We start from the raw sequence: 24998 nt of genomic DNA on the forward strand, positions 1-24998 counted from the left end.
GCCCATATGGGCAGTTTTTTCACAAAAAATAAATATCTAGCGCTATTATCGCCACATTTTTAAGGATTTCGTTACTTGACGATGGCAACCGCGTTATTTCTAAAGCTATAAATGGTAATCGCATCTCCAGCTTTAAATGCGGTAACCGCAGCTGCATTTCCGTTTATCAAATATTTGGTATTGCTGTTAACGTTAAAATAATTCCGGTTATCCGAATTGGAAGTAATTTCAGTCCACACTTGTCCGGAAAGAGCATTGTAGCTGGTGAATATGCGGCTCTCGCCAATCGCTGCCGTAATTTGCGTTTTAACGCCGTCAGGCTTCTGAACCTCTACATAATCACCAACGGCAAGCAGGCTTGTCGCATTGCCTTGATTTGACCCTTTAATGATGTTAAAGCCAGCATCGCTATTGTAAGCCAAAGTTTTTCCAGCAAGATCTACAATGGTTACGTTGGTAGCCGTAATCGATTGTACTTTTCCAAAAGTAACAGGAACAACTCTAGCTGACATCGCTTGTTTGCCGATGTAGTTGACCGTGATTAATGAGCCGGGAGCGATTTGATCAATCGCCAGCTTAGCTCCTGCTTCGTTTAACAGATCAGTACTGAGTACAGATAGATCAAATGCTGCTGTTGCTGCATTTTTAACACGGATCTTCTTATTGATCGTATCAAGTGAAACCACTTCGTATTGCGTGCTCGTATGCACTTTAATGCCGGCCACTCGGTCTTGGCTGCTGTTCAATTCCAGTGTAAGCAGATCTCCCGTTCTCAAATCGCTTAGGCTAGGTACGTTTATAGCTGAATGCTCCACGTATGGAGTGCTATAAGGTACTGCAATTGTAGCACCGCCGTCCAATTTAATCGTCATCATGCTGGAGCTTGCGTTCAAAGAAACCAAAGTACCAATATATCTTGTTACGAATTGCAGGGAGATAATTGAATTGCCAGTGTAGCTAATAATGATTTTACGGTTAGGCGTCAAATAGCTGTTTGCATTAGCCAATGAAATCGCGCCGCCGTTATATTCGATTTTTGTTTTATCCGTAAAATACAGCGCCTGAGCATTCCCGCCCGAAGCGTCCATCACGGTCAATAGCTTCTTGTCATAGACGAAGCTTGCAACCTGCGCGCCAGCGATCATTTTCACGTTCCGTTTCGCAACTTTAATTTTTGTTACTTGGTCCTTGTCATTGTATGTAAGCTCAACTTGATCGGCTTCCTTAATCAGGTCGCCAACTGTAGCTCCAACCACCCCGTCAATTTCAACAATTACCGTATCAGCCATGAATTTAGATACGAGCGTAGAGTCCGTCATTATGGTAATGAGCTCGCCATCCGTACCATAGAACGTACCGCTTGCTGTTGTCGTCGAAGGCTGCGGTGCTGCGACAATTTTAAGCGCCTGCGGCGTTTCGCGGAAAGAATCCTGCACAATGCTGATTTGGCTGTCACGTTTAATAGCGCTTAATGAGAGCGGATTGCCTTCCGTATCAACTACGGCAACCGAGTCATTATAGAAGATCTCTACCGGCTTATTGTCAATCCAAACATATATTTTTTTCTCAGCCGCAATCAAGCGGTCAAGCGTGCCTGAAATCGTTTTGGTGTACTGCTTGTCGCCCTTCACTTCCACATATTTCGCTTTGCCGTCTTTGGCGATGACCGTTACATCACCGTACTCTAGCAATTGCTGCTTCGTAATCGGCGTTTCTTTATCATAATGGTAGAATAGCGTGTCCGCATCGATCGTATAGCTTGTTTCCTTCTTGTCGCTGTACAGCGTAAGCGAAGAATCCGTAATGCGTGATGCGATTCCATTCACTTGGCCCTCGTAAGCTACCGGATACAGCTTTTCTGCACGGCTGAACATCGTGGCAAGACTCGCACGGTTTACATTTGCTTTTGGATCAAATTTAACGGTAGTAACCCCTTTTACCAAATCAAGCTTCAAGGCCGCATTTACATAACCATTGTAGATCGTGCTAATTTGCGAAGCATCCGAAAACGTTGATACCGTGTTTTGCAAACGTGCCGCTTCTTCTTCCTGTTCGATCGCTCGAACGAGCAGCTTCGTTACCCATTCGCGAGTAGCCGGTTTTGTGCCCCATGCTACTTTGGTGTCCTTCGCAGCGAGCTCGAACTCTTCTTTTTGATCGAGTAGGCCTTCTTGGAATGCTAGAGTTACGTACGCCTTAAAGAAATTGCTTACAGCAAATGATGTCGGGAACCCGATAATGGCATTTTGATCCGCTTTCTTATCAAGTCCCGCAAAGCGCAGTGCCATAAGCACAGCTTCCTGCTGACTGACGTTTTCACTAGGACGGAACATAAAGGCGCCGCTTGTCGTTGTATTTCCTTCAATAATGCCCTGCAAAGCAAGCTTTGCTATATGTTTTTCAGCCCAGTGGCCGCTGCTAACATCTTTAAAAGGAGTAGTTAGTGCAGCCGCAGCACTAATCTGTGAAGGAATAATTACACCGCTGCCAGCTACCAGCGAGAAAGCCAGCGCTCCAACCAAAATCTTTTTACCTGCAAATTGCAATGTCATAGATCATATTCCTCCTGAATGTTTATGATGATTCATGCAGAAACGACTTCGCTATCCTTTTGCAAGGGCGGAGCCGTTTCTGAAATACCTATAAGCAGCAGAATAATCTGCTTTTGAGCCTTTAAAGCTTATTGATTGCTTGCAGTTTCTCTCTTCATGGGATGCTCTAGTTCAAGATGTCCCATTAGCGTTTCGATCTTCTCGCCATCAACTAACAGCTGAATGGCTTGTACAAAATCAAATTGGAACAATGTTTTTTGAAGAGTTTCCAGCACCAGCTGTTCGCCAGGCGCGCCGAGGCGTGCCTCATCCGGCAAATGAATATCGAGCGTAACAAGTCCATCTGCTAGTTCTACGGATTTGATTTCAATTGGTTTCCATAAAACCAATACGTTCTCGCCAGCATCTTTCTGCAATTCGGCAAGTGCGGCTTTTACTAAATCAGCATCCGTTTCATACGTTAACTTAACGGTATGCTCGACTGTTTCAGTTAGCTCGTCATCGGTTAAATAAATCGTAGTGTCTCGCTCGTTTAATACCGGTGTAGGCTCTGGAGAAGGCGACGCCGTTGGAGCAATCGTACTACCTGGGTTGTTTTCTGGCTTTTCCTGTACACCACAGCCTACAATCGCAGCAGATAAAATGATGACAGCAAGCAGCCCGCGTGCTTTGAATGTTTTCATTACACTGAACACCTGCTTTCTATTTTACTTTCAAGTATTCCTTAATCCCTGCTACTAGCTCTGCAGCGATACGGCTCTGTGCTGCGTCGTCAAAAAGGATTTTTGCATCGGAGGTGTTTGATAGAAAGCCTGCTTCAACTAATACGGCTGGCATCGTCGTTTGCTTGATCACTTTATAAGCTTCTTTTTTGACTCCGCGGTCTTTAATGCCTGTTCCCGCAATCAAATGCTTATGCATGATATTTGCAAACGCTTTGCTGTTGTCCCGGTAATAGTAGGTTTCGGCACCGGATGCTGTACTTCCTCCGCTATTGGCATGAATGGACAAAAACAAATCGGCCTTAAGGTTCTCTGCAAACTTAATGCGATCGTCTAAGGATGGATAGGTATCGCCCGTTCTCGTAAAATGAACCCTTATTTTTTTTTCTTTTTCAAGCAGCGTTTTCATTTTCAATCCAACATTAAGATTAAATTCTTTTTCCCATTTGTTCAGGACGCTTTTTGCGCCAGGGTCTGAGCCGCCGTGCCCAGGATCGATTACGACGTCAAACACGTCATTCGATGCCGGCGGGTTTACAGGGTCGATAATAATTGGCGGATCAACTGGAGCGTTTGGATCGGCAGGAACATCTGCAAGCGCCATAAAGCTCAGCTGGATCTTGCCCAGGTCCTCCGTCAGCACATAACCCGTATTATCCGCGATTTCAATAACCAAACGTGCTGTTTCTGGCGTTTTTGAAAACAAGGAATAACGGATCTTTTGCAAATAAGTGCTGTCTGTTACATTAACCTCGATTTGGCCGCTAAGAAGCTGGGTGGTCAAGTCCGTAGAATATGCGGTATTCGGAAAATCAAATACGACACGTTTCGGATTTTCGAGCAGCAACGGCTTGTTCGCTTTGACGGCGCCTTCATAATTGACCGTCAAGCTGCTGTTGCCGTCATAATAGACCTGCGTGATCCAGCCTTTCGTTGTTTGGTCTGGCACAGTCGGAACTGAAGGATCCTTCGACTGCTCGTACATATGTACTTCCTTCTCGGTGGCCTTCCACTCAAAATTAAGGCCAAACTGCTCGCCTATAAATCGAAGTGGAACTAACGTCGTACCTTTGATGATAGCTGCTGTGGTATCCATTTGTACCACTTGGTCATTTACCATCGCCATTTTGTCATTTAATTTAATCTTGATGACATCAGTGCCATGATTGACCGTCGCTGTTTTGGTCGCATTATCCCAATCGATTTGGTAGCCTAAGCCCTCTGATACCGTCCGCACTGGCACAACAGTCGAATTGTTGATGATTTGCGGATTGACATCAGTTTTTAACAGCTGACCATTCAAAAAAAGCTTTGGGACGACCTCTGCTGCCGATGCAGCTTGTCCAACAGTGGCGAACATCGCAAAAAAGACCGACATTAACAACAACATGGATACAAATTTCTTCATTTCCCACCTCGATGACTGAAATTGCCCGCATCGAATGAGTGCATTCGACTTTTACAGACTAAATATTAGACGCAGCTTGTCAGAAAAAGTTGCGTATAAAGGAAAAAAGAGGACGATTCCCCCATAACGGTCGAATCGTCCTCTTTGCTTCAATAAATTAGCCAAGACGAGCGGCGTGCTTTTGCTCGTATGCTGTAATTTTGTCTTCATGCTGAAGAGTCAAGCCGATATCATCAAGCCCTTGCAGCAAAAATTGACGACGGTGCTCATCAAGGTCAAATGCGATCGTTAAGCCATGCTCATCGGAGAGCTGCTTGTTTTCCAAATCAACGTTAAGCTTGTAGCCTTCGTGCTTCGCTGTGCGCTGGAAGATCTCTTCCACTTGCTCTTCGCTGAGCTTGATTGGCAGGATGCCGTTTTTAAAACAGTTATTGTAGAAAATGTCCGCATAAGACGGAGCGATAATTACTTTGTAGCCGTAGTCAAGAATGGCCCAAGGCGCGTGCTCACGGGATGATCCGCAGCCGAAGTTTGCACGGGATACAAGGACAGAAGCGCCCTCGTAGCGTGGTTTGTTCGGTTCGAACTCAGCGTTCACATCACCGTTCTCGTGAAAGCGCCATTCAAAAAATAGGAATTGGCCAAAGCCGCTGCGCTCAATGCGCTTCAAGAATTGTTTAGGTATGATTGCATCAGTGTCGACATTGACCCGGTCGACCGGGGCGACGATGCCTGTAAGTTGTTTAAACGGTTCCATATCGGTGGTACCCCTCTCTCGCGTTCAATTAGTTCAACACTTCGGATTTAATTTCCCAATCGCGTACGTCTGTGAAATGGCCTTTAATCGCTGCAGCAACCGCCATAGCAGGCGAAACAAGGTGAGTACGTCCGCCGCGGCCTTGGCGGCCTTCGAAGTTACGGTTGGAAGTCGATGCGCAGCGCTCGCCCGGTTTCAATACGTCCGGGTTCATCGCAAGGCACATGGAGCAGCCAGCGTCACGCCATTCAAAACCAGCTTCTGAGAAAATTTTGTCCAAGCCCTCTTTCTCGGCTTGAATTTTTACGCGGCCTGAGCCTGGAACGACGATTGCCGTTACGCGGTCGCTTACTTTGTAGCCTCTAGCGATTTCAGCGGCTGCTCGCAAATCTTCAATACGGCCGTTCGTGCATGAACCGATAAACACATAATCGATTGCGATTTCGTTCATAGGCGTACCTGGTTTCAAATCCATGTACTCAAGAGCAGCTTCAGCAGCTTTGCGCTCATTCTCTGTTGGAAGATCAGCAGGGAATGGAACTTTAGCTGTAATGTTAGTTCCCATACCCGGGCTAGTACCCCAAGTTACTTGCGGGATCAACGCATCAACGTCAAAGTGAACGACTGTGTCGTACTCTGCGCCTTCGTCAGTTGTTAGCTGTTTCCAAGCTTCAACCGCTTCGTCATAGTTTGCAGGCGCATATTGACGGCCGCGAAGATATTCAAAAGTAGTTTCGTCTGGTGCGATCAGGCCTGCGCGAGCGCCCGCTTCGATGGACATGTTGCAAACGGTCATACGCTCTTCCATCGTCAAGCTAGTGATAGCCTCGCCAGTAAACTCAATGACGTAGCCTGTTGCAAAATCCGTGCCGTATTGCGCGATAACGCCAAGAATCAAGTCCTTCGCCGTTACGCCTGGCTTGCGAGTGCCGTTGAAGCGAACCTCAAGCGTTTTCGCTTTCGATTGCTGCAAGCATTGCGTAGCCATTACGTGCTCAACCTCGCTCGTACCGATACCAAACGCCAAAGCGCCGAAAGCACCGTGAGTAGAAGTATGGCTGTCGCCGCAAACGATCGTTTTGCCCGGGTGTGTAAGCCCGAGCTCAGGGCCCATAACGTGCACGACGCCTTGGTCGATGCTGTCAAGATCAAACAACGTTACGCCAAAATCTTTACAGTTTTGCGTAAGCGTGTCGATCTGCTGCTTCGAGATCGGATCTGTAATGTTGAAGCGGTCCTTCGTTGGTACGTTATGATCCATCGTAGCGAAAGTAAGGTCCGGGCGGCGTACTTTGCGTCCAGATAGGCGCAGGCCTTCAAACGCTTGCGGCGACGTTACTTCGTGAACGAGCTGCAAGTCGATATAAATAACGCTTGGCTTTCCTTCTTCTTGATGAATGACGTGATTATCCCAAATCTTCTCAAACATTGTCTTTTTCGTCATTATATTCACCCCATCGTTTCATTAAATCTTCTGCTTTTCTTAACTGAACCTACTATAGCATTTCTTTCTTCATTGATCCAAGATATAATATCTATAACGGCTATAGGTAATAACTATAATGGAAGTTTCATTGATCCCGGTCCGCATAGAAAGGAAATGGATATGGAATTAAGACAATTGAACTACGTCATACAAATCGCACTAGAAAAAAACTTTTCGCGCGCAGCGGAGAAGCTTCATATCGCGCAGCCTTCTCTAAGTCAGCAGCTCTCCAAACTAGAGCAAGAAATCGGCGTGCTGCTCTTTCGCCGAACAACCAATTCCGTCGAGCTGACTCAGGCCGGCCAGGTGTTCGTCGACAAATCGCAAGCTATTTTAGATGCGGTTGAACAGCTTAAGCAAGAGATGGACGATATGGCGCAAATGCGCCGGGGACGTCTAGTCGTAGGCACGCTGCCCATTACAGGCTCGCATATTCTGCCGATGGTGCTGCCGGTCTTCGGCGCGCAGTATCCGCAAATCGAGGTTGTTTTGGTCGAGGATACGACGGCTAAGCTGGAGCAGCTCACTGCCAGCGGAGGCACCGATTTAAGTTTATTGTCCCTGCCGCTTATCGACAGCTCGCTATCTTATGAGCCTTTTTTGGAAGAAGAAATATGTTTGGCGGTGCCTCCTGCGCATCCGCTTGCCCGACGCGAGAATCCAATCGGCATTTCGGAGCTGCAGGATGAGCCCTTTATCGGACTGAAGCGCGGCCAAGGCTTCCGCCAAATTACGGTTGATATTTGCGAGCAATCGGGTTTCTCGCCACGGATCGTATTCGAGAGCAGCAACATCGAAACCATTCAATCGCTGGTTGCCGGCGGAATGGGAATCGCTTTTGTCCCACAAATGCTAACGCGGATCAAAGGGACTGAATTTGCTCCCACTTATTTGCCCCTAAACCCAAAACCGACTAGGACGCTGGTGGTCGCTAGTCGGAAAGGACGCTATTTATCGAAGGCTGCTGACGCCTTTATTCGTACATTAAACAAGACGATCAGCAGCTATCAATAATTAGGCGTTATATATAGTAGGTCTGCGATCTTCAAATACCGGTATTTTCGAACGGACCGAATCAACCAATGACAAATCAATATCCGCATAAAGAATCGTTTCCTCTTCTCCTGCTTCCGCAATCGTCTCTCCCCATGGGTCCAGCACGAGGGAATGGCCGAAGAAATGGGCTTCTCCGCTTTTGCCCATTCGATTGCAGGCAATGACGAACATTTGATTTTCGATTGCTCGCGCGGTGAGCAGCGTCCGCCAGTGATGAAGCCGCGGATGCGGCCATTCTGCAGGTACGAACAGCAGCTTGGCACCGCCAAGCGCCAGCTTCCGCGCGAGCTCTGGAAAACGAATGTCGTAACAAATCATCATCCCTGCCCCTGCGCCTTCGATTTCCAGCTTGCCAAGCTTATCCCCAGCAGCCAAATACTTCTCTTCATCCATAAGCCGGAAAAGATGAATTTTGGAATAGTCGGCTACGACGTTCCCCTCACGATCGAAAACATAAATCGTATTGAGCACTTTATCGTCCTTCAGCTCCGCAATCGAACCTCCGATGATGTGGACATTATGTTTTTTGCTAAATGCTGATAAAAAGGTTTTTGTCCTTTCCCCTTCATGGTCAGCGATCGTTTGAATTTCGGTTAACGCATAACCCGTATTCCACATCTCAGGCAACATTATTACATCCGGCTTAACTTCCCCGCTTACCGCTTCCTCAAGCATGCTCGACAGCTTCGCAAAGTTTGCTTCCGGATATCCCGCTTCTATATGCATTTGCAGCAGTGCAAGCCGCAATTGATCGCTCATCCGCCATTCCTCCCCATATTGCTTTTTTTCCCTAATGATACCTTGTCATGGTTCTGTGTCAAGATGGGAACCGTAACTAAGAGCTCTTTACCACTTTACGATAGAGAAGGAGAATGTCTGTTATGCTTCCAAAACGAATAGCCGCGATGCTTCTGGCATGCTGCTCGCTTTTCCTGTTTGCACAAATCGCTGCCGCCCATCCTGCCCATGTCGCTCCAAGCTCTGAGGTTGGCCTTAAACCGGTTCAAGTATTTGATGTTGCTGCCGGCAAAGTTATCAAAACGATCCCGAACGACGCAGCTTATCAATCCTTTGCTGCTTCATGGATCGGTTCCATAACGGGGCTTGCTCCCCAAATGACAAGCGACGAAACGTGCAGCTACGTGTATAGAGTGCCGCTTGAGAAAGCGGTAACGATCAAAACGGGAGATGTAAAAGTTACTTCAGATGATCTGTTTTTATTTTACTGCAAGGATAAACCGCCGCTGCTGCTCGTATTTGATGAGAAGCGCAGACCGTATTTGTTCTTATTTAAGGCGGACATCAAGCCGTTTATTCAAAAGGTCGGCGTTCCCGCTATCTAAGCCAAATGCTTCTCTTCTCCCCACTTTCGTGCTACATTTATGCTATTGTCTAAATAGATAGCGATTTTTCATGTGGAGTGTGAGGGAATGGAAACACAAATCGGTCAACACCTTATTCAACCTGCAGATCGGATGAACGGACTTCCGACGCAATTTTTTGCCAAGCTTGTCGCCAAGGCGAATGCCCAAGCGGCTAAGGGACGCGATGTCATCAATTTGGGACAAGGCAATCCGGATCAGCCGACCCCTCCCCATATTGTTGCAAAGCTGCAGGAAGCTGCCGCTAATCCGCTTTACCATAAGTATCCGCCGTTCAGCGGCTACCCTTTTCTCAAGGAAGCCGTTGCGAAGCGATATAAAGAAGATTACAACGTAGATATTGATCCAACGACTGAAGTCGCTATTCTTTTTGGCGGAAAAACAGGCCTTGTCGAAATTAGCCAGTGTCTGCTTAATCCCGGCGATGTGTGCCTCGTCCCAGATCCAGGTTATCCTGATTACTGGTCAGGCGTTGCGCTTGCGGGAGCCGAGATGGCCTTTATGCCATTAACGGTGCAAAACAGCTATTTGCCGGATTACGATGCCATAAGCCCAGAGCTTGCAGCGCGAGCAAAGCTTATGTTCATGAACTATCCGAACAATCCTACAGGTGCAGTCGCGAATGCTGAATTTTATGCCAAAACGGTGGAGTACGCCGAGAAGCATGGCATTGTAGTCGCAAGCGATTTTGCTTACGGCGCAATCGGCTTTGATGGCAATAAACCGATAAGCTTCCTTCAAACGCCTGGCGCCAAGGAAGTAGGCGTGGAGTTCTATACGCTCTCCAAAACCTATAACATGGCTGGTTGGCGAGTTGGATTTGCGATTGGCAATGCGCAAATCGTCAAACTCATTAATTTAATCCAGGATCATTACTATTGCAGCTTGTTTGGCGGCATTCAAGAAGCTGCTGCACTCGCTCTGACCGGTCCACAGCAATGTGTATCCGAGCTGAGAGCGATGTATGAACGCCGCCGCGACGCTTTATTCACGGCGCTAGAGCGTATTGGCTGGAAAGCGGCTCGTCCCGGCGGATCTTTTTTCTGCTGGCTCCCTGTTGCCGAAGGTTATACTTCCGAATCGTTTGCCGACCTGCTTCTGCAAGAGGCTGACGTTGTGGTTGCACCGGGCGTTGGATTCGGTACGCATGGCGAAGGCTTTGTCCGTCTTGGCTTGCTGACTGATGAAGCGCGCTTGGAAGAAGCGGTTGAGCGTATCGGAAAGCTGAATTTATTTTAGAGCAATCCCGCCATTTGCCTTTCTTTACAGCGGCATTGGATCGTGATATGCTTGTAGGAATTGAACATGAAACGTGATGACGGGACAATTAAGCAAGAAAGGTCGCGATCAGAGAGTAAATTCCATGGGCTGCAAGAATTTACCGAAGGCCGCTTGCTGAACCTACCTCCGAGCGGCCGGTGATGAACCGGACAGCGCCTTCTGTTATAGGCTTAAGCTGGATGATCCTACCTGTAGAGATCATCAACAAAGGTGGTACCGCGGAAGCTAAGACTTTCGTCCTTTATGGACGAAAGTCTTTTTTGTTGTCACGAAACAAGCATAGGATGGGATTAATGATGACAGAACGTATTGTCGTAAAAATTGGCAGCAGTTCGCTTACGTCCGAAGAAGGCGGCTTAAATCGCGAACGCATTCAGTATTTTGCATCGGAACTTGCTGTGCTTCACCAAAGAGGCAGCAGCGTGATGCTCGTAACCTCCGGCGCGGTTGCAGCCGGCTTTCGCCAAATCGGCTACGCGACTAAACCTAAGATCGTACACGAGAAGCAAGCTGCGGCCGCAGTTGGCCAAGCGCTGCTCATGCAGGCTTATCAGGAAGCATTCAGCGGATACGGCATCGTAGCCGCGCAAATTTTGCTGACACGTGCGGACTTCTCCAATCGCCGCCGCATTCAAAATGCTCTGATGACGATTGAAGAGCTGCTCCGGCTTGGCATTATCCCGATCATCAACGAAAATGATACGGTAGCGACCGACGAGCTGGTTCCCAAATTCGGAGATAACGACAGCTTATCTGCGCTTGTAGCGGCCATGACGAAGGCTGCTCAGCTTGTCATCATCACCGATATGGATGGCTTGTATACCGAGGATCCGCGTAAAAATCCGCAGGCAGTCAAAATTGAGCGCGTAGATCAAATCTCCGAGGATATTATGAAGGTTGCAGGCGGCGCAGGCTCCTCTGTCGGCACAGGCGGCATGCGCTCCAAGATCGAAGCGGCACGCATTGCCATGCGGGGCGGTGTCCTTGCTTTTATTGGAAAGGTACAGCAAGAAGGCGATTTGGCGCTTGCGGTAGAAGGCAACGGCCGCGGCACTTATTTCGATACGAAGCTGAACAGCCTGCCTATGAAGAAACAATGGCTCGGCTTTCATTCGATGCCGCAAGGCAAAGTTACGATCGACGAAGGTGCTGTTAACGCCCTGCTCGAAGGGGGCAAGAGCCTTTTGCCAGCAGGCGTAACAGAAGTGCAAGGCGAGTTCCTCCCCGGCGACGTCGTTGAAGTGACGAACAGCCAAGGCGACACGCTCGGTCGAGGCGTCGTCAATTACGCCGCATGGCAAATCCAAGCGGTTGCCGGCATGACCACTGAGGAAGTAAAACGCAGAGTTGACGTTTCCCGCATCGAATTTATTCATCGCGACGAGTGGATTACATTGAAATAATAAGGAGGCTTCCTATTATGGCCAGCGAAGTAAGACAGAAAGCAACATTGGCGCAAGATGCATCAGCCATTATGAACCGATTGACAACAGAGCAAAAAAACACAGCACTTATACATATGGCAGACGCCCTGCTCGCCGAGCAAGCTGCCATTATTTCCGCAAATGAGCTTGATTTGCAGCGCGGTCGCGAGCAAGGCACTAGCCCTTCCCTGCTCGACCGCCTTGCTCTAAATAGCGACCGTGTAGCAGCGATTGCCGAGGGACTTAGACAAATCGTGGATCTACCGGATCCTGTCGGTGAGCTTCTTGAGCATTTTGACCGTCCAAACGGATTAAAGGTAGAGAAAGTTAGAGTTCCGCTCGGCGTCATTGGCATGATCTACGAAGCGCGTCCTAACGTTACTGTAGATGCGGCAGGTCTTTGCTTGAAAACCGGCAATAGTGTCGTCCTTCGCGGCGGCTCTGCAGCAATCGAATCAAACCGCAAAATCGTAGAGGTTCTAAAAAATGCGCTTGCCGCAACGGCAATGCCTGCAGATGCCATTCAGCTTATAGAAGACTCGGACCGTGCCTCGGTGAACGAGATGCTGAAGCTTAACGGCCTGCTTGACGTTGTTATTCCAAGGGGCGGAGCATCACTAATCCGCAACGTAGTCGAAAACGCTACCGTGCCCGTCATCGAAACCGGTGCTGGCATCTGCCATACTTTTGTGGATGCTACCGCCGATTACGACATGGCCGTAGACATTGCATTTAATGCAAAGGTGCAGCGTCCTTCCGTCTGCAATTCAATGGAAACCTTGCTTATAGAGGAATCGTTTGCCGAGCAGCACCTCGCAAAGCTTTCCGATCGCTTTGTTCAAGCCGGCGTAGAGCTTCGCGGCTGCGAGAGAACCGTTTCGCTTATTCCTGGCACTAAGCATGCTACGGATGAGGATTATGGCACAGAATATAATGACTATATTATGAATATACGTATCGTTCCGAATCTTGACGCCGCGCTTGCGCATATTCGCCGTTTTGGAACGAAACATTCGGAATGCATCGTAACGGAAAATGCTCACCATGCTGAGCGGTTTATCCAAGAAATTGATGCGGCAGCCGTTTATCATAATGCCTCCACCCGCTTCACCGACGGCTTCGAGTTCGGTTTTGGCGCAGAAATCGGCATAAGCACGCAAAAGCTCCATGCACGCGGACCAATGGGCCTGCCGGCTCTAACTTCGACCAAATACCGGATTTACGGTACCGGTCAAGTACGCGGCTAATGCAGCTGATTCAAAGGCAAGCTAAATCAAATTTATTATGATATTACGGAGGTAAACAACAATGACCCTGCTAACACAAGCTGGAGTAGCCAGCCTACAGATCTGTTTCTACGGAGCTGGTTCAATGGCCGAAGCGATCGCGCGAGGTTTAATTAACAAGAAGCTCGTTGAGCCAAACCGAATTTCGATGCTTAATCGGCAAAATGAAGAACGCCTTAACGAGCTGAATGAGCGTTACGGCGTGCAAACGATCGTTCAAGGCTCAAGCAATGAAGCCTACTTGCGTGAAGCCGACATTATCTTTTTGGCGATGAAGCCTAAGGATGCTGCCGCAGCTATCGCGTCCATCCAACCATTGGTTTCACCGAAGCAGCTTATTATTTCAGTTATTGCCGGACTATCCATTAACGCGATCGAGAAGCTGCTTGGCGGAAAAGGCGCTGTCGTCCGGGCAATGCCAAATACCTCCAGCACGATAGGCCTTGGCGCTACGGGCATCAGCTATTCGGATAACGTGACTCCGCAGCAGCGAATCATCACGGAGGCGATCTTCAGCTCCGTCGGCATCAATGCCGTCGTTGATGAGTCCTTGCAGCAAGCCGTGACCGGCGTATCCGGCAGCGGGCCTGCTTATGTGTATTTCTTCATGGAATCGATGATTGCATCCGCCATTGAGCTTGGCATTTCCGAGGCTTCGGCCAAGGAGCTTGTCGTGCAAACCGTGCTCGGCGCTGCGGAAATGATTCGTTATACGGGCGAAGAGCCGGCAGAGCTTCGTCGCAAGGTAACTTCGCCTAACGGCACAACGCATGCTGCCATTGAGCTGATGCGCGAGAATCAGTTTTTGGAAACGGTCAATAAGGGTGTCAAGCGCTCTGCCGAACGTGCGGGAGAGCTCGGAGCAGAAATCGAGAGGAGCATTACGGAATGAACGGAGTATGTATCGCAACCTATCGTTCCTATGACGATAAAGCCGATTTTAACAAAAAGGCGCTTTCGATAGCAGTCGGGTTGACGGTTGGCAGCTGGACCGAGCTTCCTGAAGCGCAAAAAGCAGACATGGAGAAGCATCTGGGGAAAGTGCTGTCCGTGACCGTCAATGAGCCCGCAAATGCTATGCCTGGCGAACGTTACGCTGACATTAAGATTGCATATCCGGACATAAACTTTAGCCGCGATCTGCCTGCCCTTCTCGTTACAGTGTTCGGCAAGCTTTCGATGGATGGCAAAATCAAGCTGCTTGACCTGGATGTATCCGAACATTTTGCTTCGGCTTTCCCTGGGCCAAAATTTGGCTTAATCGGCGTTCGCGAACTGCTTGGCGTTGCGGAGCGGCCGCTTTTAATGAGCATTTTCAAATCGGTTGTTGGATATGACCTTGCTAACTTGCAGGATCAGTTCTATAAACAAGCGCTTGGCGGCGTTGATCTGATCAAAGACGATGAAATCTTGTTTGAAAATCCGCTTACGCCGCTTGAGAAACGCGTTGAGGCTTGCATGGACGCCGCTCGTCGCGCTGAAGCGGAAACCGGCCAGAAGCTGCTGTACGCTGTGAATTTAACTGGACCTACCTCTCAGCTTGCCGCGAATGCACGCAAAGCGATAAACGCAGGCGCAAACGCATTATTGTTTAACGTGCTCGCGTATGGCTATGATGTGCTTCACGAGCTAAGCAGCGACAAATCGATAAATGTGCCTATAGCCGCTCATCCAGCTATGGCAGGCGCTATGTATCCGTCGCCGCACTACGGAATCAGCGCTTCGCTGCTTCTTGGCAAGCTTATGCGCCTTGCTGGCGCCGATCTCGTTCTTTTTCCTTCCCCGTACGGCTCAGTAGTCATGCCGAAGGAAGAAAACTTGGCGGTTAAGGATGCTTTGCTTGAGCCGCTGCATGGCTTGCGGACGAGCTTCCCGGTTCCGTCTGCCGGTATTCATCCCGGACTTGTTCCGCTTATTCTCAAAGACTTCGGTACGGATGTTGTCGTTAATGCAGGCGGCGGCATCCACGGCCATCCGATGGGCACAGCGGCTGGCGGACAAGCGTTCCGTCAAGCTATTGCTGCTACATTAAATCAAGTGCCGCTTCGCGATGCTGCTGCGCAGCCTGGCAATGAAGCATTGCAGGCCGCTATAAACGCTTGGGGGATCAAAGAATAATGACGGAGAAAATAACAGCTAAGAAACGCATCGTATTCTGCGATTTTGACGGAACGATAACGGTAAATGACAATATTATCGCTATTATCAAACATTTTAACCCAGAGGGCTGGGAGAAGATTGCTGAACAAACGATTTCGCAGGAGCTTACGATTAAGGATGGAGTCGGGCAATTGTTCCGCCTTCTCCCTGCTTCCATGCAAGAGGAAGTTGTAGCATTCAGTATTTCCAATGCCCGCATTCGGGACGGGTTTACTGATTTTCTCGCTTATTGCAAAGAGCAGCAGATTGAGTTTTACGTAACGAGCGGCGGCATCGACTTTTTTGTTTATCCGATTCTCGAGCAATTCGGTATTCCAAGTGATCACATTTATTGCAACGGAAGCGACTTTAGCGGCGAATCCATTGAAATATTGTGGCCGAATCCATGCGATGGGCATTGTATCAACGATTGCGGCATGTGCAAAACGACCATTATGCGCCGCTTTCCTGCCGATCAATACGAACGGATTATTATCGGCGACAGCGTAACCGATTTTGAAGGCGCAAAGCTTGCAGATGTCGTGTTCTCACGTTCCCATCTAACTGTGAAATGCAAAGAGCTTGGGCTTGCGCATCATGAATACGAAACTTTCCACGATATCATCCATTATATGAATGCTGAAAGGACGACTTCGCAATGAGCTTTCAACAAATCGCATTAGAAGATAAACAACGCGCTCTATCCGAGCTGCGTGACGTGAAGGAGCTATTCGCTTCGCGCGGCTGGTTTCCGGGCACAAGCGGCAACCTATCGATTCGTGTAGGGGATTTCAAGCCTGATGATTTTCAATTCGCGGTTACGGCAAGCGGCAAAGATAAAACCGTTCATACGCCTGAGGATTATTTGTTCGTTGACCAAGATGGCAAACCATGCGAGACCACTCGCCTGAAGCCTTCGGCAGAAACCCTTATTCACTGCGAAATCTACAAGCTGACTGGCGCAGGCGCGATTTTCCACGTTCATACGGTTTTCAACAGCGTCATCTCTGAGTACTTCTGGGATCGCAAGTCGGTGCCGGTTGATGGGGTTGAGCTTATCAAAGGCTTTAACATCTGGGATGAGGAAGCGCATATCGATATTCCTATCGTCTCCAACTTCGCTCACATCCCTTCTATCGTTCCCGAGGTAACGGATCGCATCATTCCGAACATTCCAGGCATTTTACTTCGCAAGCACGGCATTTATGCTTGGGGCGCCAATGCTTTCGAAGCAAAGCGTCACCTTGAAGCGTTCGAGTTTATTTTTGAATATGTATACCGACTGGAGCTGCTGCAGCACGGCAATCGATAAATTTTTTACGTATGCAAAACAGGTGTCTCAATAGCAGAATGCTGTTGGGACACCTGTTTTTTTATAACGGTTATTCGTTTTCGATTTCAACAAATTGCTGCGGATTGGATCGAATATAAGTGCTGATTAGCTTCAACGAATTAGGAGCAATTAACAGAAACCGTTCAAAGAGAAGATTTACAGTACTTAGAAGAACATCATCATGACCCAAATCGTTAAACGCGGCGTCACTCCATTGCAAACCCAGCTTGTCATTTCTCGCTTTAAGCACTTTCTCGGTGTCTTTAAGCAATTCAAGCATAGGCGCATCGCCAAAGAAACGTAATCCGCCCGTCACCCCGTTCCAATACGACGGCTTATCCAGCAAATAGGAGATCCAAGCGTAATACTCGCTGCTCGAGTTTTTTGCATGGTCGTACATCACTCTGAACATGCATAACGCCTGCTGTCCTTGCGTGAGCTGTGAGATGGCTGCCGTTTTGATCGAGGTCTCTTTTCCGCGAATTCGAGAAAATGTGGGTTCCATGCATGCCCATCCTAATCTTTCATCATCCAGTGAAACAAATGTCTGTTTTCTAATCGCTACTAATGTCATTCAATCGCTCCCTTGTTTTTTGACTAACATGAATGTCAATTAAAAGGGCAAAAAAAATTAACCGACTCGAATTACTGCTAATGCAGATTCAATTACTTGCTCTAAGACAGTCGTTAGCCGCTGCTTCATCTCTTTCTCTGAAATGCCCCGTGAAATAAGCTCCTGCTGCTCTTTGTCCAAATAATTCATGCCTTGCGATACCGCTCCCCAGAACTGCATAGCCATAAGGCTAGCGTCTCCCGGCAAAATCATCTGCTGGCTGATACCCTTCTCAATCGCATGCGTCATAGGACTTATAAAGCTCTTCACCCATTCAAATGGAGAAAACGTCTCCGCCGTATACAAATAATGAACGTCCATGCTAATTCGCATAAAAAAGCGTGACACAGCTGCATCATCCAATACTTGCGTGCAAACGATGCGGGCGTACTCACTGAACAGGTCTAGAGGTGCCCCTTCTTTTTCAAAATGGGACTTCGTGAACTGTTCGCTTTTGTCCATCCGATCCTCATAAAGCTCACGAAACAACGCCTGCTTGTTTTTAAAATAATGATAAACCAGTCCGCGCGCCAGACCGGCCCGTTCCGCTATTTCGCCAATCTCGGCAGCCGCATAACCTTTTTCCGCGTACACGAGAATAGCTGCTTGCAAAATCTCTTTTGTCCGCTGTTTGCGAATTTCTTCATTTTGTTCATTTGTCCGTGGCGACATGCTGTATCCCTCTTTTTCGTTGACATTCATGTTAATCAAAAGCATACTTCAAAATCTGGAAATTGTAAATGACTTGCTATCCCTTTCTCTTCTCCCCTCTCAAACAAATAGCGATAATATTTCATATTGACTTTAACGTAACGGAAATGTTCATAATGGCATGAGGGAGTTGATTGAATTGAAGGTGCATGAAGCTGCAAAGCAGCTCGGCGTAACACCGCGCACGCTGCGATTTTACGAAGAAAAAGGGCTGATTAGTCCTTATAAAGCTGCGGAAAATAATTATCGCTCATACTCCGATGAGGATCTTATTCGGCTGCGCTGGATCATTTCCTTGCGGGAGCTGGGCATGACGGTATCGGCAATTCAAGATGCACTGGCCGTTCTGCATGCACCTGATGCTTTTATTCGCAAAGTTGACGGTGCGCGAGCGCTTTTATATGAGCAATGGATAACGGCTACGAAATCGCTTCAGGCACTTGACGAGACGATCTTGGCTTGGCAGCGAAACGGCCGCGCAGAGCTAACTCAAGCTGAAAGTGCGGCGGAAGAGATGAAGCAGAACCGCGTCGAGCGGGCGTCATGGACCGACCAGTGGAATTATGATAAAATGGCGCTCAGCTATGGCTATAAAGCTCCAATCGTGACGCTTGAAGGCGTACTTTCAGAGGAGCAATATAACCAAGCTCTCTTAAAAACCGCCGAATGGCTTGATCCGCGTGTGGATGAGCTTGGCTTGGAACTCGGTGCAGGCAGCGGAAATTTATCGGTTTTATTAGCTTCTACAGGAGCACGATTAACCCTTATTGAGCAATCCGCAGAAATGCTTGCCATCTTAAGAGAAAGGCTGCCGCAAATCGATGCCAAACAAGGCAACCTGCTCGCCCTTCCGTTAGCTGCCCAAAGCTATTCTTTCATCGGCTGCAGCTTCGCCATGCATCATTTGACACCTTCCCAGCAACTGCTCGCTCTGGAAGAGATGGACCGGGTACTCGTAAATGGCGGACGGCTTGTGCTTACGGGTTTAATAGTTCATCTAGTTGATAACCAACATAACGGCACGCTTACCTATCTACCGGCAAAATGGACACCATCCTCCGCCTCAGAACTCGCAAGCTGGCTTGAGGGCAGAGGCTATTTAACGGTTACTGATCGCCTCAATCCAGTTACAGGACTACTTTACGCAAGCAAACCTTAAGCATTCAGGAGCTCAGCATATCGAAACAAAATCATTAGAGAAGATTGGTGAGATTGAAACAAAAAAAGCTAAGCCATATGGCTTAGCCTCTTCCTCCACGAAACTTTTGCGCATGAGCGCGCGCTTCTTCTGCATTCGTAACCCGATTGCGGCTCCACTCGATGAGGATCCGGTCGATGTAGCGCAAGCTCAGCTTGCCTGCGAATACGGCTTCCTTAAGCGCAAAGCGGATAATTTCATCCGTATAACGGTCATGGTCAAGCCAGCCGGAAATCGTCTCACATTCGATCGGCGACAGCAAGCGTCCGAACTCTTGCTCGAATACGCTGAACAAATCCGAGGATGACACCGCTTTGGGCTTAGCAGGCTGCCGTTCAGCCTTCTTCGTCTCCCGCTTCTGCTCCGCTGTCAGAGCTGCAGCTTTAAGCAGCCAGCCCGTCCAGTTGTAGCGCTCTGACTGCATGCCAGTCCCGATATCCACATACTCGTCAATCGTCAGAAAATCGTCCTTCATAAGCCGCCCCAGCATTTGGCCAACCTCACGGCCTGTCAGCCCCATCCGCTCTGCCAGCTCTTCCGGTGTCGGAAAATCATTCAAATCCGCTTCCATGTAAACCATGATTTGCAGCAGCAGCATCGCTTCTGAGTCCGACAAATCAAGCTGGCGGTAAGTGCGAAGGAGCATCGCCGATACATGTACGCCGCCCTCTTGCACTGCAGCGGCCATTCCATGCGAATACGCCTTCCATATCTCGTTGTTCACTGCCAGCTGCCCCCTATACTAAGCTTTTATGATGTTTTAGCTGCTTGCTTAACTAGGTTGTACGTATCTCTCGCGATCAACAGCTCTTCATTCGTAGGAACGACGAGTACTTTAACGCGCGAGCTGTCCGTCGTAATTTCACGTGCATCCTTGCGGCGCTCACCGTTACGGCTTTCATCCAGCTCGATGCCAAGGAATGAGATTCCATCGCAAATCGCTTTGCGCAAAGCAACTGAATTTTCGCCAACGCCGGCGGTAAATACGATCGTATCTACGCCGTTCATCGCCGCAGCGTACGCGCCGATATACTTTTTCACCCGATAAGCATACATGTCGAAAGCAAGCTTCGCGTTTTTGTCACCTTCGAGCATCGCCTCGGTAACCTCGCGCATGTCGCTGCTAATACCGGAAATCGCGAGCATGCCGCTATGTTTGTTAAGCATAGAATTAACTTCATTTAATGTCAATTCTTCTTTATTCATAACAAACGGTACAATCGCGGGATCGATATCGCCGCTTCTCGTGCCCATCATAAGACCCTCCAAAGGAGTCATGCCCATGCTCGTATCAAACGATTTTCCGTCCAAAATAGCCGCGCAGCTTGCACCGTTGCCAATGTGGCAGGTAATCATTTTGAGCGATTCCAGCGGTTTCTTCAAATAGTCAGCCGCCTGCGCGCTTACATAGGAGTGCGAAGTGCCGTGAAAGCCGTATCTCCGAATTTTGTGACGGCGGTATAACACCGTTGGGATTGGATATAAATAAGAGGTATTTGGCATGGTCTGATGGAACGCCGTATCAAATACGACAGCTTGCGGAACATCGGGCAAATTCGTCTCTACCGCCGTAATCCCCATCATATGAGCAGGGTTATGAAGCGGCGCAAGATCAAACAGCCTGCGAATTTCAAGCTTTACGTCTTGCGTAACGAGCACCGAGCTGCTGAAAACTTCTCCGCCGTGAACGACGCGGTGGCCGACGGCATCGATTTCGTTCAAATGGCTAATAGCGCCAAATTCAGGATGCGTCAGCATATCCACTACGCGCTTTACCGCTGTAACATGGTCTAAAATTTCGCTTACGTTGCGAACCTCAGGTTTATCGACCGGTTCATGTGTGACGATGGAAGAATCCATCCCGATGCGCTCTACTCGGCCGCTTGCAAGCACCGATTCATCCCGCATGTCGTATAGCTGATATTTTAACGAGGAACTTCCTGCATTGATGACTAGTACTTTCATTAGATCCGATCCCCATCCTTATCGTATTTGAAGAAGCCGACGCCTGATTTGACGCCAAGATGCCCGGCACGGACCATTTTTTTCAGCACGATGGATGGACGGTATTTAAGCTCGCCATACTCGCGGAACATCCGGTCAAGCGCTGCCAGAACAGAATCAAGGCCGAAGCGGTCGCACATTTCAAAAGGACCATGCTGGAACGAATAGCCGATGCGCATAGCATTGTCAATATCCTCGGCTGAAGCTACGCCTTCCTCCAGTACATGGAGCGCTTCGTTAATAAACAAGCAAATAAGGCGCGTCGTAACGAAACCAGGAGATTCAAATACCATGATTCCTTTTTTGTTAATGACCTCTTCTACAAAATGTTTCGTGCGTGCAAATGTTTCTTCCGAAGTTTTTAAACCACGAACGATCTCAACCAGATCAATTTTGAATACCGGATAAATAAAGTGCATGCCGATGACACGTTCAGGGTGCTTCGTTACGCTGGCAAGCTCCGTCAAGCTTAGCGTGGACGTATTGCTGGCAAGAATAGCTGTTGGACTGCAAATGCTGTCGATCTGCTCGAAAACCGCTTTTTTATCGTCCAGGTCCTCTGTAATCGTTTCTATAATCAGCTCGCACTCCGCCAATTTCTCGAAGCTGGTTGTCGGCTCAATTCTATTCATAATCAGCTTCTTCTCTGACTTCGTGAGCGCCCACTTCTCGATTTGCTTATCCAGACTTATCTCGATCATTTGTTTACCATATGCAAGACGCTCATCTGAGCGTTCGATGATAATGACGTCTAACCCTTTCGAAGCAAGCATCTCTGCAATGCCTTGCCCCATTGTTCCTACCCCAACCACGCCAACTGTTTTTATGTGCAATGTAATAGCTCCTTTAATATGGTGAGTTTGCCTCGTGCAGCCTATTGAGAAGCATTCTCTGCAAATATAGTTCAACCTTATTATAACGGTTTTCATCAAAAAGAGAAGGCGGACAGACACTCCGCCTTCAAATTGTAATATTGTAAACGCTTTATGCTGCTGAGCTTGCCGAAAAGAGGCTTCTAAACTCATCTCCGCTCAATGTTTCATCGCGCAGCAGCGTCTCCAGCGATTGCGTAAATACATCGCGCTTCGACTCCAGCGTCGCTTTTGTCTGCAGCATCAGCTCATCTAAAATCTCGCGGTTGATTTTCGCATAAGCTTCCTTGGTGATCATCGAGGCATCGATGATGCCAAGGTCAGTCAAGCCGGATTCGACCAGCGTTTTCACGATGCTCATCGACTGTTCAAAGTCGCCTCGCGAGCCTGTGCTGCGGCCGCCGTAGAACATTTCCTCTGCGGCCGCCCCGCCTAGCGCAATCATAATTTGGCCATTTAGAAACTGCTTCGTATAAAGGTACTGATCCTGCTGCGGATTGTGACGAACATAACCAAGCGCTTGTCCGCGCGGCGATAATGCGACCTGCGAGACGCTGCCCGGCCGAACAACCTCAGCCATAATGGCATGTCCTAGCTCGTGCAGCGCGATGCGCTCGCGTTCTTCCTTCGTAGCTTCACGATCCGTTTTCTCGCCCATCATGACTTTATCAATAGCCATCGATAGATGGTTTTCGCCTATTTTTTCGCTGCTTTCACGCATGGCATAAATCGCTGCTTCGTTCATCACACTCTCAAGCTGAGCGCCCGAGAAACCAAATGACTCTCTGGCAATGCGATCTAGGTCCACATTCTCATCAATTGGCTTATTATTGGCATGGATGTTCAAAATATGCAGTCTGCCCTTCTTATCCGGGAGATCGACCCCAATATGCCGGTCAAAGCGGCCTGGGCGCAGCAGCGCGCTGTCGAGCATTTCTTTACGGTTGGTAGCCGCTATTAACAATATGCGAGGCGATTCATTTGCGTAAATGCCATCCATCTCCGTCAACAGCTGATTTAACGTTTGATCATATTCCCGTTGTTGGCCGCCGTCTCTTTTGCCGCCGATGACTTCAATCTCATCGATAAAGATGACGGCGCTGCTTTTTTTCGCTTTATTCGCCTTCGTGCGGGCTTCCTTGAACAGATCGCGAACGCGCCCCGCCCCTACGCCTACATACATCTCTACGAACTCACTGCCTGATGCTGCTAAATAGATCGAATCGGTATACTGCGCCGCCGCTTTGGCAAGCAAAGTTTTCCCCGTTCCGGGAGGACCCGAAAGCAGAATGCCTTTTAGCGGCCGGATGCCAAGCTTCACGATTTGCTCTTGATGCACAAGAAAATCAAGCGCCTCTACAAGCTCCTGCTTTGCCCGCTCCTGGCCTCCAATTTGTTCAAAGGTCAATGGTGTCGATTTGTCTTCGGCGCGGCGCTTCTGGCTGGATACGGCGGTTAGCTTGCCTCTGCCGCGTGCTGCAAAGACGACTGCAAAGCCAAGAACGCCGAGCAGCAGCATCGGAACGACGTTTTGACCAATAAAAATAAAGAAAGCAATAAGAACAGGTACAAATCCAATCGCGATATCTGCTCCGTATTTTCTCATATTACCATGCCTCCAATTGGGCTGGCGTACGTGGAAGCACCACATATTTGACGGCTTCCGTATTTTTAATCGTAATATAAACGTTGGTATCGTCCATTTCTGTCGTTACCGTTGTGTCCTTCATCGATTTAGCTGCATCATCCATAGCAGCCGGAATGCTCGAATACGTTTTTGTCTCCATTGCTTCTGCAACTTTGAACATCGAAGAATACCAAAGATCATCAAGCTGTTTATTCGATTTGCCTTTGATTTCAAGATCGAGCCTGCGATTGCCAAACACGTCTTTGCCATTCGTTGCAATGCTGCCGTATATATCTCTAATATTGGCGTCAGGCGCCAATTCCAACTTAATCTTTACTTCGTCGCGGTTCATGAATGGTTTGTCCGAAGATAAGACCCCGTGAACTTCGTTCACTACTTTGTCTAGTGGCGCTGCCACAGCCACTTGATTATAAATCGCCCAGCCTCCGAACAAAACGGATGCCGTAATTGCAGCGGTAATGATTACAGGTATTATTCGTGGTTTTATCATAATCAAAATCCCTCCCGCAGCTGTATATTGATATTTCGTATATCAACTCCGCTATACGAAAGTATATCATGTTTACCTGCGGGAATCGTCCATCAATAAAAGGAAACGGAGCCTTATGGCCCCGTTTTTGCTGGTAATGTATATGTTTCGACCAATGTCCCTGTATCAAAGCTATAGAAATCATATAGCGAGTGCTGAGGCTTTTGGCCGTTATCGTAATAAACTTCCCAAACCTTTTTGTCATCTAGCAATCCGGGTTGAATCCGTTTGATCTGCGCAGCAGGCTTCTCATTTTTAAATGAGTTCTTTAGCGCTTGCTCAGAGATGCCATCAGAGGCTTTCACAATTTCGGGCAGCTTGTCTCCGGTCATAAAGACGAATACCTTTTCATCCGCTTGATTGACGCCTGTTACGATCCAGCTCTCTTTGCTCCAGATGTGATGGTAGACCGTTTCGATAGATGTAAGGTCAGCCGCCTTGGTCGCTTGCTCCTTGGCGTCCTTTATAGCAGCCCAATGCGGGCTCTGTATCTCGCGGAAATAAATGAAGAAAGCAGTTATAAGCAGCACGAGACATAAGGCGATTAAAATGATCCATCGCTTCAGCGTCATAAACGGCGGACGTTTCCTTGATTGT

At 48.3% G+C, this 24998-nt stretch carries 24 protein-coding genes; 10 read left to right on the forward strand and 14 right to left on the reverse strand.

Going from position 1 to position 24998, the window contains the following annotated elements; translation table 11 throughout:
* Positions 1 to 71 precede the first annotated feature (71 nt).
* From A7975_RS06515 to leuC, 5 genes are all read right to left on the reverse strand, one after another.
* Complete coding sequence (locus A7975_RS06515) at positions 72 to 2552, reverse strand: S-layer homology domain-containing protein (protein ID WP_065384540.1); 2481 nt, start codon at positions 2550 to 2552, stop codon at positions 72 to 74.
* A gap of 128 nt (positions 2553 to 2680) precedes the next feature.
* On the reverse strand, positions 2681 to 3235 hold the full coding sequence (locus A7975_RS06520; RefSeq protein ID WP_053376338.1) for a GerMN domain-containing protein: 555 nt from the start codon (positions 3233 to 3235) through the stop codon (positions 2681 to 2683).
* Positions 3236 to 3254: 19 nt separating this feature from the next.
* Entirely contained in the window at positions 3255 to 4682 is a 1428-nt protein-coding gene (locus tag A7975_RS06525) for an N-acetylmuramoyl-L-alanine amidase (protein WP_053376339.1), read from the reverse strand.
* A 157-nt stretch (positions 4683 to 4839) separates the two neighbouring features.
* Positions 4840 to 5439 (reverse strand): 3-isopropylmalate dehydratase small subunit, encoded by a 600-nt coding sequence (gene leuD, locus A7975_RS06530; protein WP_053376340.1) that lies wholly within the window; start codon positions 5437 to 5439, stop codon positions 4840 to 4842.
* 28 nt (positions 5440 to 5467) lie between these two features.
* Entirely contained in the window at positions 5468 to 6883 is a 1416-nt protein-coding gene (gene leuC, locus A7975_RS06535) for a 3-isopropylmalate dehydratase large subunit (protein WP_053376341.1), read from the reverse strand.
* Positions 6884 to 7045: 162 nt separating this feature from the next.
* Here leuC and A7975_RS06540 point away from each other — a divergent pair, with 162 nt between their 5' ends.
* The gene (locus A7975_RS06540; protein WP_053376342.1) at positions 7046 to 7939 is read left to right on the forward strand and encodes a LysR family transcriptional regulator; all 894 of its coding nucleotides are present in this window, start codon (positions 7046 to 7048) and stop codon (positions 7937 to 7939) included.
* On the opposite strand, the gene A7975_RS06545 is transcribed toward A7975_RS06540, so the two are convergent.
* The gene (locus A7975_RS06545) at positions 7940 to 8740 is read right to left on the reverse strand and encodes a carbon-nitrogen family hydrolase (RefSeq protein ID WP_065384541.1); all 801 of its coding nucleotides are present in this window, start codon (positions 8738 to 8740) and stop codon (positions 7940 to 7942) included.
* A 122-nt stretch (positions 8741 to 8862) separates the two neighbouring features.
* Between A7975_RS06545 and A7975_RS06550 the strand changes: the two genes are divergently transcribed.
* The 8 genes from A7975_RS06550 to mtnB all read left to right on the forward strand — a co-directional run bounded on the left by A7975_RS06550 (position 8863) and on the right by mtnB (position 16805).
* The gene (locus A7975_RS06550) at positions 8863 to 9324 is read left to right on the forward strand and encodes a hypothetical protein (RefSeq protein ID WP_065384542.1); all 462 of its coding nucleotides are present in this window, start codon (positions 8863 to 8865) and stop codon (positions 9322 to 9324) included.
* Between the two features lie 87 nt (positions 9325 to 9411).
* Positions 9412 to 10602: a pyridoxal phosphate-dependent aminotransferase gene (locus A7975_RS06555; RefSeq protein ID WP_065384543.1), complete on the forward strand. Its 1191-nt coding sequence runs from the start codon at positions 9412 to 9414 to the stop codon at positions 10600 to 10602.
* A 338-nt stretch (positions 10603 to 10940) separates the two neighbouring features.
* Entirely contained in the window at positions 10941 to 12047 is a 1107-nt protein-coding gene (gene proB, locus A7975_RS06560) for a glutamate 5-kinase (RefSeq protein WP_065384544.1), read from the forward strand.
* 17 nt (positions 12048 to 12064) lie between these two features.
* Positions 12065 to 13315 carry a glutamate-5-semialdehyde dehydrogenase gene (locus tag A7975_RS06565; RefSeq protein WP_065384545.1) on the forward strand — a complete coding sequence of 417 codons (1251 nt, stop codon included), beginning with the start codon at positions 12065 to 12067 and terminating at the stop codon, positions 13313 to 13315.
* Positions 13316 to 13376: 61 nt separating this feature from the next.
* Positions 13377 to 14246, forward strand: a complete 870-nt coding sequence (gene proC, locus A7975_RS06570) for a pyrroline-5-carboxylate reductase (RefSeq protein ID WP_065384546.1) — start codon at positions 13377 to 13379, stop codon at positions 14244 to 14246.
* A complete protein-coding gene (locus tag A7975_RS06575) occupies positions 14243 to 15472 on the forward strand; it encodes a 2,3-diketo-5-methylthiopentyl-1-phosphate enolase (RefSeq protein ID WP_065384547.1) in 1230 nt (409 codons plus the stop codon). The genes proC and A7975_RS06575 overlap by 4 nt, the downstream gene beginning before the upstream one ends.
* The gene (locus tag A7975_RS06580) at positions 15472 to 16155 is read left to right on the forward strand and encodes a 2-hydroxy-3-keto-5-methylthiopentenyl-1-phosphate phosphatase (protein ID WP_065384548.1); all 684 of its coding nucleotides are present in this window, start codon (positions 15472 to 15474) and stop codon (positions 16153 to 16155) included. Before A7975_RS06575 ends, A7975_RS06580 begins: the two co-directional genes overlap by 1 nt.
* Positions 16152 to 16805, forward strand: coding sequence for a methylthioribulose 1-phosphate dehydratase (gene mtnB, locus A7975_RS06585; RefSeq protein WP_065384549.1), 654 nt, complete (start codon positions 16152 to 16154; stop codon positions 16803 to 16805). Before A7975_RS06580 ends, mtnB begins: the two co-directional genes overlap by 4 nt.
* A gap of 70 nt (positions 16806 to 16875) precedes the next feature.
* Here mtnB and A7975_RS06590 read toward each other — a convergent pair whose 3' ends face one another.
* Entirely contained in the window at positions 16876 to 17331 is a 456-nt protein-coding gene (locus tag A7975_RS06590) for a hypothetical protein (protein WP_053376352.1), read from the reverse strand.
* 126 nt (positions 17332 to 17457) lie between these two features.
* Positions 17458 to 18111, reverse strand: coding sequence for a TetR/AcrR family transcriptional regulator (locus tag A7975_RS06595; RefSeq protein ID WP_065384550.1), 654 nt, complete (start codon positions 18109 to 18111; stop codon positions 17458 to 17460).
* Positions 18112 to 18295: 184 nt separating this feature from the next.
* Between A7975_RS06595 and A7975_RS06600 the strand changes: the two genes are divergently transcribed.
* Complete coding sequence (locus tag A7975_RS06600; protein WP_255314215.1) at positions 18296 to 19309, forward strand: MerR family transcriptional regulator; 1014 nt, start codon at positions 18296 to 18298, stop codon at positions 19307 to 19309.
* Between the two features lie 82 nt (positions 19310 to 19391).
* Here the strand turns inward: A7975_RS06600 and A7975_RS06605 are convergent, their stop codons facing one another.
* From A7975_RS06605 to A7975_RS06630, 6 genes are all read right to left on the reverse strand, one after another.
* Positions 19392 to 20072, reverse strand: a complete 681-nt coding sequence (locus A7975_RS06605) for a DnaD domain-containing protein (protein WP_063846103.1) — start codon at positions 20070 to 20072, stop codon at positions 19392 to 19394.
* 26 nt (positions 20073 to 20098) lie between these two features.
* A complete protein-coding gene (locus A7975_RS06610) occupies positions 20099 to 21313 on the reverse strand; it encodes an acetate/propionate family kinase (RefSeq protein WP_065384552.1) in 1215 nt (404 codons plus the stop codon).
* Complete coding sequence (locus A7975_RS06615) at positions 21313 to 22185, reverse strand: 3-hydroxyacyl-CoA dehydrogenase family protein (RefSeq protein ID WP_082198001.1); 873 nt, start codon at positions 22183 to 22185, stop codon at positions 21313 to 21315. Before A7975_RS06615 ends, A7975_RS06610 begins: the two co-directional genes overlap by 1 nt.
* 151 nt (positions 22186 to 22336) lie before the next feature.
* Positions 22337 to 23830, reverse strand: a complete 1494-nt coding sequence (locus A7975_RS06620; protein ID WP_053376356.1) for an AAA family ATPase — start codon at positions 23828 to 23830, stop codon at positions 22337 to 22339.
* A 1-nt stretch (position 23831) separates the two neighbouring features.
* Positions 23832 to 24362 (reverse strand): hypothetical protein, encoded by a 531-nt coding sequence (locus A7975_RS06625; RefSeq protein WP_082198002.1) that lies wholly within the window; start codon positions 24360 to 24362, stop codon positions 23832 to 23834.
* Positions 24363 to 24475: 113 nt separating this feature from the next.
* Complete coding sequence (locus A7975_RS06630) at positions 24476 to 24973, reverse strand: cell wall elongation regulator TseB-like domain-containing protein (protein WP_053376358.1); 498 nt, start codon at positions 24971 to 24973, stop codon at positions 24476 to 24478.
* Positions 24974 to 24998 lie beyond the last annotated feature (25 nt).

This window comes from Bacillus sp. FJAT-26390, from assembly GCF_001682865.1.
Classification (GTDB): domain Bacteria; phylum Bacillota; class Bacilli; order Paenibacillales; family Paenibacillaceae; genus Pristimantibacillus.